At 36.6% G+C, this 13,958-nt stretch carries 12 protein-coding genes; 1 reads left to right on the forward strand and 11 read right to left on the reverse strand.

Annotated elements, in window-relative coordinates:
• Positions 1-270 precede the first annotated feature (270 nt).
• From RE409_RS14650 to RE409_RS14660, 3 genes are all read right to left on the reverse strand, one after another.
• Positions 271-690, reverse strand: coding sequence for an HIT domain-containing protein (locus RE409_RS14650; protein ID WP_201249406.1), 420 nt, complete (start codon positions 688-690; stop codon positions 271-273).
• Positions 691-882: 192 nt separating this feature from the next.
• The gene (locus RE409_RS14655; RefSeq protein WP_201224362.1) at positions 883-1,368 is read right to left on the reverse strand and encodes a GNAT family N-acetyltransferase; all 486 of its coding nucleotides are present in this window, start codon (positions 1,366-1,368) and stop codon (positions 883-885) included.
• 214 nt (positions 1,369-1,582) lie between these two features.
• Positions 1,583-2,074, reverse strand: coding sequence for a nucleotidyltransferase family protein (locus tag RE409_RS14660; protein WP_242486027.1), 492 nt, complete (start codon positions 2,072-2,074; stop codon positions 1,583-1,585).
• Between the two features lie 435 nt (positions 2,075-2,509).
• Between RE409_RS14660 and RE409_RS30720 the strand changes: the two genes are divergently transcribed.
• The gene (locus RE409_RS30720) at positions 2,510-2,767 is read left to right on the forward strand and encodes a hypothetical protein (RefSeq protein ID WP_397443432.1); all 258 of its coding nucleotides are present in this window, start codon (positions 2,510-2,512) and stop codon (positions 2,765-2,767) included.
• A gap of 443 nt (positions 2,768-3,210) precedes the next feature.
• Here the strand turns inward: RE409_RS30720 and RE409_RS14670 are convergent, their stop codons facing one another.
• The 8 genes from RE409_RS14670 to gcvPA all read right to left on the reverse strand — a co-directional run bounded on the left by RE409_RS14670 (position 3,211) and on the right by gcvPA (position 13,958).
• Positions 3,211-5,007, reverse strand: coding sequence for a M3 family oligoendopeptidase (locus RE409_RS14670; protein WP_201249403.1), 1,797 nt, complete (start codon positions 5,005-5,007; stop codon positions 3,211-3,213).
• Positions 5,008-5,331: 324 nt separating this feature from the next.
• The gene (locus RE409_RS14675) at positions 5,332-5,517 is read right to left on the reverse strand and encodes a hypothetical protein (protein WP_309557729.1); all 186 of its coding nucleotides are present in this window, start codon (positions 5,515-5,517) and stop codon (positions 5,332-5,334) included.
• 1,554 nt (positions 5,518-7,071) lie between these two features.
• The gene (purU, locus tag RE409_RS14680) at positions 7,072-7,941 is read right to left on the reverse strand and encodes a formyltetrahydrofolate deformylase (RefSeq protein ID WP_201184916.1); all 870 of its coding nucleotides are present in this window, start codon (positions 7,939-7,941) and stop codon (positions 7,072-7,074) included.
• A 207-nt stretch (positions 7,942-8,148) separates the two neighbouring features.
• The gene (gene lpdA, locus RE409_RS14685) at positions 8,149-9,546 is read right to left on the reverse strand and encodes a dihydrolipoyl dehydrogenase (protein ID WP_309557731.1); all 1,398 of its coding nucleotides are present in this window, start codon (positions 9,544-9,546) and stop codon (positions 8,149-8,151) included.
• Positions 9,547-9,654: 108 nt separating this feature from the next.
• Entirely contained in the window at positions 9,655-9,960 is a 306-nt protein-coding gene (locus RE409_RS14690) for an iron-sulfur cluster biosynthesis family protein (protein ID WP_309557732.1), read from the reverse strand.
• Positions 9,961-9,999: 39 nt separating this feature from the next.
• Positions 10,000-10,878: a lipoyl synthase gene (gene lipA, locus RE409_RS14695; RefSeq protein WP_201224353.1), complete on the reverse strand. Its 879-nt coding sequence runs from the start codon at positions 10,876-10,878 to the stop codon at positions 10,000-10,002.
• Between the two features lie 250 nt (positions 10,879-11,128).
• Positions 11,129-12,613: an aminomethyl-transferring glycine dehydrogenase subunit GcvPB gene (gcvPB, locus tag RE409_RS14700; RefSeq protein ID WP_309557733.1), complete on the reverse strand. Its 1,485-nt coding sequence runs from the start codon at positions 12,611-12,613 to the stop codon at positions 11,129-11,131.
• Complete coding sequence (gcvPA, locus tag RE409_RS14705; protein WP_056523955.1) at positions 12,606-13,958, reverse strand: aminomethyl-transferring glycine dehydrogenase subunit GcvPA; 1,353 nt, start codon at positions 13,956-13,958, stop codon at positions 12,606-12,608. Before gcvPA ends, gcvPB begins: the two co-directional genes overlap by 8 nt.

A 13,958-nucleotide genomic window follows, 5' to 3' on the forward strand; every position in this document is an offset into this window, starting at 1 on the left:
TAGGCATGACGAAGGAATGAAAGGGCATATGATTATGACCCGTTGAGACATGGGAGGGAAAGCCTCCAGGGGCAGCGTGGAAAATGCGTGCAGCATATGTAATAATATGGGATTCTCATTGGATCCCCTATTTCAACCTGCCCTCATCTTATCAAAACGGTCCTATCTCTTTCGTTCATCTAAAGCAACCTATACCATGTGGTTTGAAATCCTGCGAATAAGCGAGTATTCGTGAGCATTATCTATTAAACTGAGGGAGTTCTATAAGCTTTAAATGAAATTTTTACTAAGATAGCCCTGCAAACTTATTTTTAAATCCATAAAATCAACTTGATTCACGGTAATTTCAGGTTCGATCCAAGAAAAACCATCACCTTTAAACCTCGGTATTATATGCATATGATAGTGTTCAACATCTTTGTAAATTCCATTTTCTTGCATAATGGTTATTCCATCTGTATTGAGTAAATTTTCAAGTGAAATAGCTACTTTTTGAGATATAAGAATTACTTCATTCAAACTCTTTCCATCAACTTCACTGAATTCTTGGTAATGTGTTTTGGGAACAACTAAAACGTGCCCTTTATTTATTGGGAATTTATCTAAAGAGCAACACACCAACTCATTTTCATATATTATGTAGGCCTCAGCTTTTTTTTGGATGATCTCACAAAAGATACAAGTCTCCATTTTCACCCTCCTTTTTCCGTAATAAAAATCATTTCTATTTTCTTAATTTAGTAAACTGCCCCATTTGTTGAATAAGAAAAAGGTTGCCGCAGCAACCCTTTGTTAAACTTTCGCACCATTTAGGTTAACACGATTTAAATAGTTACCATAAGGTTTAACTTCTCAAATCATTGTTCTTTTAACAAATCAGAATTATAGTTTCAGGACCATTCTTACGGTTTTAAGGGTATGTCCATCAAAGTTATCATCAAATTCAGATACAACTTCTAATCCTTTTGCCTTGTAAAACGTTGTTCCTATTTGATTATCTTTTTCTACATTGATAAAAATTTCTTTTGCACCTTCTAAGTTCTTAATGCCCTCTTTTAGCAAAGCAGTTCCTATTCCTTTTCCTTGGTATTCTGGGTTTATATAAATCGCTCCAAGTTCCGCCTCCCCGCCTTCTTTTACAGGAGAGAAGTTAGCGAAGCCCACAATTTTCCTATCAACCTCTGAAACAAATATAAAAGAACCCTCTAAACGTTTTTGCATCATCTCATCATTATAAGCATACTTTAAGAAATTTTCCTGAATTTTAAGAGGGATAATGCCTTCATAGGTAGAGTTCCAACTTTTTTTTGCAACTTGTTGAACTTGATGTATGTCCTCCATTTGCATTTTACGGATAGTAAAACTCATTTTCATCACTCTTTCATATGTAATTATAATTCTTGTTATTTGGATTTAATCATTTTAATATAAATTCCACTAATTAGTAAGAAATTCCTTTTATTCTTAATAAACTAAACTGTTCCGTTAGTGCCATAAGAAAAAGGCTGCCGCGGCAACCCTTCCTAAATGAAGTAAAGCACCCTTTAGCTTAATAAGGGATTTTGATGTGGTTAACTTTTATCTAATACCAAGTTGATTTCCAATTCTTTTTTGTTATGCGATCTTCATAAATTTCCACTCGCTCTTTAGTCTCTTTAAAATAAGGTGTTGGTTTTACCTCTAAATTAATAACATCACTAATTCCACAAGGGGCTGTTAATATTACATTGTCATTTTCATCTAACTTTACTCCTAAAGCTGTTGCTGTTTCTGGAAACTTCGATATAGCATCAACAGACGAAGAATAAGGAGGCATATTACTTTTAACATGCATTCTCGCTTCATTCTTTACCGACCAAGGGATATTGGGTATAAGGGATTTTAGTTTTTTTTCGATTTTCTTTTCTTCTAATTTATCAATATTTGTTGGATCAACATAGATCACATCAATATCTGGAATAGTTGTTCTTACGCTAAAATCGTGTAACACATCCCAGACCTTTGATCGGATAAATCCAGCACATATCCACCAATCAGGCAAATTCAATGATTTGGCAGATTCTAATATTTCCATCATCCATTTATCTTCTCTAATAAGCGAAACGATTTCTTCCTCATTATCACTTTAAAATTACTCCTTGTAAAATGTATTTCATTAGTTATTCTTTAACTTCGGATTCAAATCCTTCTTCAACTAAACTGCCCCGATAGTTCCATAAAGAAAAAGCTGCTTTAAAGACAGCTTTGATCTTCAGCTAACGCTCCTGTAGTTTTATAAGAAAAAGTCCTATTTATAAATTACTTCATAAAAATCCAAAACATCTTTTTCCGCGACTCCATTTGTCATAAACCCACCTATTAATTTAACTATTTTACTGTCTTCATCAATTTCAACCTTATATTTTTGCTCTTCGTATATTTCAATACGTGGAGTTACATCAAATATGCTAACCTCTGAAAGCATATTGTTTTCATAGAAGTATTCCTCGTAGTAAAGGTTTGCGTACTCCTGTGTGCCACATACGCTACGTTCATACTTAACAATTTTCCCTTTATCATAAGTACATTTGGACACCACATCAATGTGACCCATATTATTAAACTCTACTCCAAGAACAATATCATCGGAGTAAATCAAGAATTCTTCATCAAAACGGCTAACTGGAGTGGTAAACTCATTTACACCTTTTACCCTTATCAATCTATTGTCTGCATCGAAGCCGTATTCATAAGAATATTTCCCAAAATCCGGTTTTCTTTTAAGTAGTTTACCTCTTTTAAAATTTCCTACGATCAAATCAAGTACCAGACTTGGACAATAATATCCTCTGTGAAGTGTTTCTCCACCTTTTGAATACTCAAAAGTGACAATTTCCCTTTCTTTTGAATTCTGTAATTGGGAAAGTTTACTCGCAAACTCATTTCTAATGCTTACTAACTCTGAGATAATATCTTTGAACGAGTTTAATTTATTTTTGTCGATTTGAATATTTGAATTTTTCATTTGTTCCATCGCTGATTGTTGCAATTCATTCAGCATACGTTCAAAGTTATCCATTTTATCACCCTACAGTTCATTAATTGCCTTTATTATTATTTATTTACTTTTTGTTTGTTTTGTTGCTTATTAAACTATCCTGCCCCGCTAGTGCCATAAGAAAAAGGCTGCCTCAGCAACCTTACTTATTTTGAAGTAAAGTAACCGTAAACTTAAGAAGATGTTAAGGTAACAAATTCTTCGGCATCTTTAACGCATAATTCAATTCCTTTTTCCCAAAAGGCTTCTGATGTAATATCTTCCCCTAAATGCTTCATTACTAAATCTTCTGTGGACATACTTCCTGAATCACGAAGCAAGTCTAAATAATCTTTTTCAAATTCTTTTCCTTTTTCCTTTGCCTTTGCATAAATACTTAGAGAAAATAAGTATCCGAATGTATATGGGAAGTTGTAAAATGGAGATTTGGTCATATAATAATGTGGTGTCCAAATCCACGAATGGATAGAAGCATTATCAAGAGAACCTTCATACCCTTCATCTATTGCTTCTTGCATTAGTTCATTTAAACGTGATGATGAAACAATCCCCTCTTTACGTTCCTCGTAAAATTTCTTTTCAAACAAGAACCTAGAATGTATATTCATGAAATTCATCACACTACGTTTTAATTTTTCATCAAGCAGAAACAATTTTTCTTTAGTGGATTCAGCTTTTTCCATTGCAGCATCTAAGATGATCATTTCGGAAAATGTTGAAGCAGTTTCAGCAATACTCATTGGATATTGTTTATTCATTCCATTAACCGGTTTCATCGCATGGTTATGAAATGCATGACCTAATTCATGTGCCAAGGTTAAAACATTGGTAATTCCACCACCATATGTCATAAAAACTCTTGATTCTCCTGAAAGTGGGAACCCCGCACAAAACGCAACAGTTGATTTATTTGGACGATCTTCAGCCTCTATCCAACCTTTATCAAATGCCTGCCGAGAAAAACTTTCTAATTCCGTTCCAAATTGACTAAAATGCTCCAAAATAAAATCCACAGCATCTTCATATTTTATCTTTTGATTACCTTTTGTAACAGAAGCCCAAAAGTTATACGAATGCATTTTTTCATCGCCATTCATTTTTGCTTTTTGATTTAGGTAATTTGTAAAAGGTTTTTTGTATTTACTAACGGCTTTCCACATTGCATTCAGTGTTTCCTCTTTGATGCGATTTTCAATCAAAGGAACTTTTAGTATATTTTCTAATCCTCGTTTTTTGTACACTTGTAATCGGAAACCTGCGATATGATTCAGTATTTTGGCAAATAGTTCTTCTTGCTCGTTCCATTTATCTTCCAAAGCCCTATGAGACTCTTTGCGAACCTCTTCATCAGGGTGTGAACGTAAATTTATCGCTTGACCAACAGATAATTCACTTTTTTCTCCGTCGATTTGAACATTAACTCTAATACTATTAACAAGTGAATTATAAAACTGCCCCCAAGCATGATAACCATCTACCATCAGATCTGAAACTAAGCTTTCTTCTTCATCTGAAAGATGCATCTCGGCTTTTTTACGCCATTCATTAAGTATGAACTTATAGTTATTTAAAACCTCAGTATCTAGTATACCTTCCCACAAATGTTGATTTGTGTTTACAAGTACTTTTTGTACTTTTTTAAAAGCAGACTCAAAACGAGCATTTATAGAAGATGTTTTTCCTCGTAGTGTTGTAGCAGTTTGATCCTTTGGGTTTTGTGCAAGAAGACAGGTTATAAAAGAATTGGCTTGTGATAGGTTCATTCGAATGTCTATTATGTATTCAATAATATCTACAACTTTTAATGATTCATTTAATTCTTTTGGAGTATGAAAAAATTTTAATTTTTCTTCAAATTTAGAAACTTTGGTTTCCAATTGTTTTAAATGTTCACGAAATTGAGATGATTGGCTCCCATCTGGAAACAATTTATCCAAGTTCCATACTTGCAGATACTCTGTTTCTTTCATTTGTTTGCCCCCTAAAAATTTTAATACTACGGTTCCTTAATAAAACGTACATTCTCAGTTTATCAAACTAAGGAATATTATGGGGGTTCTTTAACTAATCTGCCCCGATAGTTGCATAAAGAAAAAGCTGCCTTAAGACAGCCCCAATCTTCAACTAACGCACCCGTTAGTTCTACAAAAAGAAAAATATAGAAAGCTAGTTTACCTTTAACATGCATATTCCGTTAATTAGGCTATCTAGGAACGTTTAACTTTGTCGGTATTTTTGTTTTGATTATTAATCAAGGCTGAACCATAAATGATTCAGCCACTGTTTTATTTTTCTTATCGTCCGTTTTCATCTGTTTGTGAATCGTCTTCAGTACCTTCTGTTTCAGCTCCATCATCAGTTTGATTATCTTCCGTTTCTGTATCTTCTGTCTCTGTACCCGCACTACTGCAACCTTCGACAACACCAACCAACATGAAAGACGCCATCAATACCATAAGCCATTTTTTAAGGTTCTTCATCCTTTTCTGCCTCCATGATTGTTCAAATTTAGTTACAAGACTATCATACAGGCATTTCAGAAAATCAGAATCTTATTTACCATTTTTTAACAAAAATTCGCAATTTCTTTAAAGTCCCTTAACATTTCTACTATTTGGAAATCCATTTATTATAGACACCTTTTTTTCATTTCTTTAATAATGTTTTTTTTCATTTTTTCAAACAGAAAATGGTTGCCTGTATCGATGAGGCATATTCAAGGACGACATTTGACCTGATTAAATTCTGAGACAAGAGTCATCTAGATGACTTGCTTCCACTTTTTTAGAATAAGCACTTATTGTATTCCAAAGCATGAATTTGCTACATATCTCCATCTTTATATTTTTCCAATGTTATAAAAAAACCAACCTTTGGTAAAGAGCAAATTAGCTTAAATACTCAATGAATCTCGAACCCTTTTATAAAGCCTTTATGTTCTCTTGATCCTATAGACATAAGCGTAACATGTCTTCCCTCTAGTCCACTGTGAGAATAAAGTAGATCAAATTTGAAAATTCCCTTGAAATTAGGCTCAACAATCGAGCTTCGATTGAATATCGAAACTCGATGGCTTCCTAAACTTTTTTAGATGCTGTCTACTTGACGGTGTAAGTCCGCTATCTATGTCTTCTTTAACTACCTTACCTTTTCAAACCCCCTTTAATTAATCCATCCTTTTCTTTTTAAAAAAACAAAAACAATCAATGTGATTATGCATATATCAAATAGACTTTCTATTTCTATTCCCAAGTCTTCAAAAAAATCCTTCAACATCCTTTTTCAAACTCCCTTAGTATGATAGCTATATCTCTCGAAAGCTCACTTACTCGCAGGATTTCATAACCCCTGAAATTAATTATAAGTTGTTTGAATCTTGTAGTTTTTTAATCTATTCTAGTAATCTAGTGAATACCCTTTGGCTATTTTCAAAAGTAAGAGAATCACCAACGACGATTCCACGAAAATTTACAGCTCGTGACACTTTTAATAGTTGTGAAATATTCACACCGACAACGAGATGACGATCCGAAATTTGTTCAATAGCTGATTTTATTTTTTTTGCATTTTATACTTCATAGTAGAGCTTCCACCTTATGATGCGTGTTGTGATTATGTATACTTATCGCACTGATGGGCTCTTTTTCGAAGTTAAAATCTAGCGTTCTACAGGAATGCTCCCTGCCCAATAAGTTTTTTCACGTAATCCAAAGCGTGGTTCATCGCCAAGAGATGAACTACTGAAAAACCGGTATCTCCTAGGGGAGTAATGCCAGACATATAGTATTCTTTAATACTTAAAAAGAGGTGGACATGTTGGTATTGATATAGGGAATAGCTAGTCATGGGAGGCACAAACTAGTACTGGCATCGCATTTGTGATAGAACAAAATACTTCCAAGTCTAGTATTCTGTCTGTTCTAATAGTATCAGAAAAATGTTTATTTTTGAAATATTGAAAAAATTAAATAAGTTACTCAATTATCTTTAAAATTTTTGTCTATCTCCTATCTTTGCAACGTGTTAATATGAACTTAATCAAACACGATTGTTTTATTACCATGAACAATAACTTTATCTTCAATATGCCAGGAAACAGCTTCGGCAAAAACTTGTCTTTCAACATGACTTCCGGCAACCTTTAATTCTTCTATTGTATGTCTATGATTAACCCGCTTTACATCTTGCTGAATAATGGGTCCTTCATCAAGATCATTCGTAACATAATGGGCAGTTGCTCCAATTAACTTAACACCTCGGTTATAGGCCCTGGCATAAGGGTTTGCTCCGACAAATGCCGGTAAGAAAGAATGATGAATATTAATAATTTGATTGGGAAACTCGGAAATAAATTTAGGGGAAAGGATTTGCATATATCTGGCCAAGGCAATAGAGTCTACTTTCCCTTTCAGTAGTTCTAGAGCTTTCTGTTCAGCTTGTTGTTTTGTTTCATGAGTTATAGGGATATGATAATAAGGGATACCATAACTCTCTACTACTTCTTTTAAATCAGGATGATTACTGATTACCATTGGAATTTCCACTAGAAGTTCATTCGATTTCCAACGCCATATAAGCTCCATTAGACAGTGATCCATTTTAGATACAAAAATGGCCATTCGTTTTCGTTTCTTATTACCGCTTAAGCTCCAATCCATTGAATAAGCCTGAGCCAGCATATGTAAGTCTTCCTCAAGTTTTTCATAGGAAACATCAAAATCATTTAAATCAAATTCGATCCTCATAAAAAACATACCTGTTTGTGGATCCGTCGTATGTTGATCAAAATGAACAACATTTGCTTTGTTTTCTAATAACAGATTAGATACAACCGAGATAATACCTGGCTTCTCTGGGCAAGATATTAATAATTTAGCCCGGTTAACATTCACTTCTTTAATCAAGGTTCTTTCACCATCCTATTGAATTGTAATTAAAGCACTAAAAAGCTGCGGATTCAAAACTGAATATACTACTATCGATGATTGAACAATCCCTGTAACTGCAATAACGAATCCTATCATTCTTGAAATACGGTGAGGATGGGCGAAAGAATTACAAAGAATTTTGCAATCACAACACATATTTTCAGTTTTCACTAGAATTTTTATCTAGGCATGTATTTCTTTACCATACACAGCCAGGGCTGCTTCCCCAATAGCTTCCGCTAATGTAGGGTGCGGGTGTATTGTATGAGCGATATCCATTGCAGTTGCATTTAATACCTGTGCAAGACCAACCTCTGTGATCATATCGGTTACATGTGGCCCAACCATATGCGCTCCTAATATCTTATTAGATTCTTCTTCAACAACAAGTTTGACAAAACCATCTGATTCACCAAAAACAAGAGCCTTTCCAATCGCACGGAATGAGAATTTGCCTGTTTTTACTTGATATCCTTTCTGCATTGCTTCTTCTTCTGTTAGACCGACACTCGCTACCTCTGGACTGCTATATACGCATTTTGAAACAAGTGTTGGATCAAGAGGCACAGGGTTTTCTCCTGTCATATGTTCGATCGCGATAATTCCTTCATGTGAAGCAACATGAGCAAGCTGCAATCCGCCAATCACATCTCCAATTGCATAAATGTTTGGCTCATTCGTTTGATAATACTCATTTGTTTGAATAAAACGTTCGACTTCAACTTTCGTATTTTCAAGATGAATGCCTTCTACGTTAGGTAATCTTCCGACGGATACTAATAATTTTTCTGCTGTAAATGTCGTTTCTTTCCCCTTATATTCCGCCTTAATAGAGACTCCATCCCCTTTTTCTAACGATTCTGGAAGAACCTTTGCCCCTGTTACAATTTTCACACCTTTTTTCTTCATTAATCGCTGTACTTCCTTTGAAATATCTTTATCTTCCGTCGGTAAAATGCGCTCGGCATACTCTATCACAGTCACTTCTAATCCAAAGTCAATAAGCATCGATGCCCATTCAATTCCAATAACACCGCCGCCGACAATAATGATGGAATTTGGGAGCTCTTTCATTTGCAGTGCTTCATCCGATGTCATCACATATTCGCTATCCGCTTCTAAACCGGGAAGTGTTCTCGGACGAGACCCTGTTGCTATTAAAATATTTCTGGGGGTTAATATCATTTCCCTTTCTTCATTATTCAATTTCACCAAAACATCTTTTGACTGTAAAATACTTCCTTTACCCTCGTACACATCTATTTTTCCTTTTTTCATTAAATGTTGTACACCTTTATATAAACGTTCTGTAATTTCTTCTTTCCTGGCCTGTACTTTTGAGAAATCCAGTCCTACTTCCGGGGCAATAACACCGAATTTATCTGCATTCTTTGCATTTGAATATACTTCTGCACTTCTTAATAAGGCTTTACTTGGAATACAACCTGCATGAAGGCATGTTCCACCAAGTTTACCTCGTTCAACTACCGCTGTTTTTAATCCTAATTGAGATGCACGAATGGCCGCAACATATCCACCGGTGCCGCCTCCGATGATAACAATGTCATATTCTTGATTCATCTAATACTTCCCCCTTTTGTTTTCATAAACTTGGATATTTGAATATTGTAAGAAAAAAACCTTTCTAAACACGATCTTCTATATAATAGGTAAGCTGTAACGATTCTATTAATCTATTTCAATGGCACATGCACTGGATGCAAAGCTATCACCGACAATAAAGCCACGATCTTCTAAATAATCAATTTGTGTCTCCTCATCTAAATAGCGTTTAGTAAAAAGATCTAATCTAAGCTGAACTCCCTCATATTCAATAATTGTATCGTTTCTGCGGGGCTCGTCCAATACGAGGGAGAACTTCACCGACACCCCGCAGCCGCCGGCAATATCGGCATCAATACGAGGAATTTGTGCATCCTTACGAGCCATTTCCTTCAGCTTAATTATGGCTGCCAATGTGATTTTGACTACCATCTAATTCTCCCCTTTCTTACTAGGTTTATTTAAAAATGATTACGCATTAGCCTTTGCTGCACGGACTTGTTCATCTGCATGATAGGAGGAGCGAACAAGCGGACCGGCTTCGCAATGACTAAACCCTTTTGACAAGGCAATGTTTTTCAGTTCTTCAAACTCTTCTGGACTCCAATATTTTTGGACCTTCAAATGTCGTTTAGTAGGCTGTAAATATTGGCCAATAGTCATAATCTCCACATTGTTAGCACGAAGGTCATCCATCGTCTCCATAATTTCTTCTTTTGTTTCTCCTAGACCAATCATAATGCTTGATTTCGTCGGGATAGTGGCATTCATTAGCTTTGCCCGCTTTAAAAACTCTAGTGAACGTTCGTATGTTGCACGAGCACGAACTTGTGGAGATAATCGTTTTACTGTTTCAATGTTATGATTCAAAATGTCTGGCCTTGTATCCATTAATGTTTTTAAGTTGTCATATTCTCCATTCAAATCGGAGGGGAGAACTTCAATGCTGCAGAATGGATTTCGCCGCCTCACAGCCCTTACAGTTTCTGCAAATACCTTTGCTCCACCGTCTTTTAAATCATCACGAGCAACAGCGGTAATCACGACATGCTTTAAGCCCATTTGCTCTACTGATTCTGCGACACGTTCAGGCTCTTCCCAATCAAGCTCTGAAGGTAGCCCAGTTTGAACTGCACAGAACCTGCAAGCTCGCGTACATACACTTCCTAAAATCATGAAAGTTGCCGTTTTTCTGACCGCCCAGCATTCATGAATGTTAGGACATCTTGCTTCTTCACAAACAGTATGAAGCTTTTTTTCACGCATCATTTTCTTTAAGCCCGTATATTGTTCATTCGTATTTAATTTAATTTTAAGCCATTCTGGTTTACGAAGATTACTGATGGACATTTTATTTCTCACTCCTATGAGCAGATGTAATTTTAGCTTTAAAGAGGTTATTCAATAGTCCTATAAAAAGACCGATTGAGTTTCTCCGTTGCTCTGACTTTTTGGTTCTCAAGACTATTTCTCCTTGCACTTCTTGGCTCTTTTTGTCATCCTTTTTACACGCGCTTAATCAAACCACCATGAATAAAATAATGAGACTTTCCTTTTTCTCTTTATTTTCATCCCTGGTGGTTCATGTTCAAGCATTTATTTATGACTTTACCGTTTCTTCCTCTACTACTTCCTCTTTGGAATAACGCAAAATTGGTTGTCTAGCTGCTTGGACCTCATCCAATCGCCCTATGACCGTAGTATGTGGTGCGTCTAAAACAACCCCTGGGTTTTCTTCCACTTCTTTGGCAATTTGAATCATTACATCCGCAAAAGCATCGAGTGTTTCCTTCGACTCTGTTTCTGTCGGTTCAATCATCAAACATTCCTCAACATTTAACGGGAAATAGATGGTCGGCGGATGGTAGCCGAAATCTAGCAGACGTTTTGCCATATCAAGCGTTCTTACACCCAGCTTTTTCTGCCTAGAACCGGATAGGACAAATTCATGCTTACAAATTTGTGAAAATGGCGCTTCAAAATATGGCGCTAATCTTTTGCGAAGGTAATTAGCATGAAGTACGGCACTTTCAGATACTTGGCGCAGCCCTTCAGGCCCCATCGTGCGAATATAAGTATACGCCCGCAAGAGAATTCCGAAGTTTCCATAATACCCTTTTACCCGTCCTATAGAGTGCGAATGATCAGAGTTCAGCACATATTTATCCCCGGATTTTTCTATTCGCGGAACTGGCAAGAAAGGAATAAGTTTCTCTTTCACACCGACAGGACCTGCCCCTGGACCGCCACCGCCATGAGGCGTCGTAAATGTTTTGTGAAGATTTAAGTGCACGATGTCAAAGCCCATTTGACCTGGTGTTGTTTTACCTAAAATGGCATTGGCATTCGCTCCATCATAGTATAATAAGCCGCCAGCTTCATGAACAACCTGAGCGATTTCCACAATTTCTTTTTCAAAAAGTCCAAGGGTATTTGGATTAGTCAACATTAGCGCAGCAGTATCAGGGCCTACATGTTTCTTTAATTCTTCTAGGTTAACTAATCCATTTTTATCGGATGGGATCGTGATCGTTTGAAAACCAGCAACACTTGCACTTGCAGGATTTGTACCGTGCGCGGAGTCTGGAACAAGTACTTTCGTTCTGGTTTCACCTTTTTGAGCATGGTACGCCTTAGCCATCATTAAACCTGTCCATTCCCCTTGAGCCCCTGCAGATGGCTGTAAAGTTACAGCATCCATTCCTGTGATGACAGCTAGCTCTTCTTGTAATTCATATAAAACCTCTAGTGCACCCTGTACAGTTTCAACCGGCTGATATGGATGAATGCGGCTAAATCCTTCCAAACGTGCCACATCTTCATTTATTTTCGGATTGTATTTCATCGTACAAGAACCCAGCGGATAGAACCCATTATCGATCCCATGGTTTTTATTAGAAAGCGCTGTATAATGGCGGACAAGTTGCAACTCTGATACTTCCGGGAGTTCTGCCGGTTCATCACGAATTAAATGCTTTGGAAATTTGTCATTTATATCAACACAGTCAACGTCACTTTCCGGAAGACTTGAGCCCACACGTCCTGGTCGACTTATCTCAAAAATTAACTCATTATATTCAACCATTTACAATCGCCTCCAAAACATCAATAAATTGATCAATTTCTTCTTTTGTTCGCTGCTCAGTTACAGCTAGCAGCATTTGATTTTCAAAGCCGTAATCACTTTTTAAATCAAATCCACCGATAATACCGGCCTTAAGAAGTTTTTCATTGACTTCCTTTACCGGTCGAGGAAGCCCGACAACAAACTCATTGAAGAATGGTGCTTCATTGATTATGGTAAAGCCCTTCTGTTCTAAAGTTTTCGCCATGTAATCAGCTTTCTCAATGTTTAGCTGTGCCATTTGACGAATCCCTTGCTTTCCAAGTGATGTCATACAAATAGAGGAGGCAAGAGCATTTAATGCCTGGTTGGAACAAATATTGGATGAGGCTTTATCACGGCGAATATGCTGTTCACGCGCTTGCAGTGTTAACACAAACCCACGTTGTCCTTTTTCATCTGCTGTTTGCCCTACAATACGTCCTGGGATTTTGCGCATGAGTTTCTTACTTACCGCAAAATAGCCGCAGTGTGGACCGCCAAAGGACATTGGGATTCCTAATGGCTGCATATCACCGATCACAATATCTGCCCCAAGTTTCCCAGGAGCCTGCAAGAGTGCTAGTGCAAGAGGATTGGCGCTTACGATTAAAAGGGCACCTTTTTCTTCCGCAATTTTCTTAATTGCTTTTAAATCCTCAATGGAACCGAAGAAATTTGGATATTGAACAATTACGGCAGCAGTGTCCTTATCGATTTGTTCTTGCAGCTTCCCTAAATCTGTAACCTCATCAGCAAGATTTACTTCCTCAGCTGTGTATCCCGGACCTCCAGCTACTGTATGTAAAATAGCACGGGATTCAGGATGTACCGCTTTGGATACAAGTACTTTTGAACGTCTTGTAGATGCAACGGCAAGTGATGCAGCCTCTGCAAGCGATGTAAAACCATCGTACATGGAAGAGTTAGCCACATCCATTCCTGTCAACTCACAAACCATCGTTTGAAATTCAAAAATCGCTTGTAATTCACCTTGACTGATTTCCGGTTGGTAGGGTGTATAAGCTGTGTAAAATTCGGAACGTGAAATCATATGATTTACCACACTTGGAATATAGTGATCATAGGTACCTGCACCTAGAAAAGTTGGGTAATGATTTGCATTTTTGTTTTTTGTAGCAAGCTGATTCATTTTTTTCAAAAGAAGCGGTTCAGGAACCGCCTCTGGAATGTTTAGCTCATCCTGCAGGCTAATTTCAGCTGGAATATCTTCAAATAACTCATCTATAGAAGAAATATTTAGAAATTTGAGCATTTCCTCTTGGTCCTGTTTCGTATCAGGGAGGTATCTATAAGTGGCTGTCAT

Source organism: Peribacillus sp. R9-11 (assembly GCF_031345095.1).
GTDB classification, from domain to species: Bacteria; Bacillota; Bacilli; order Bacillales; family DSM-1321; genus Peribacillus; species Peribacillus butanolivorans.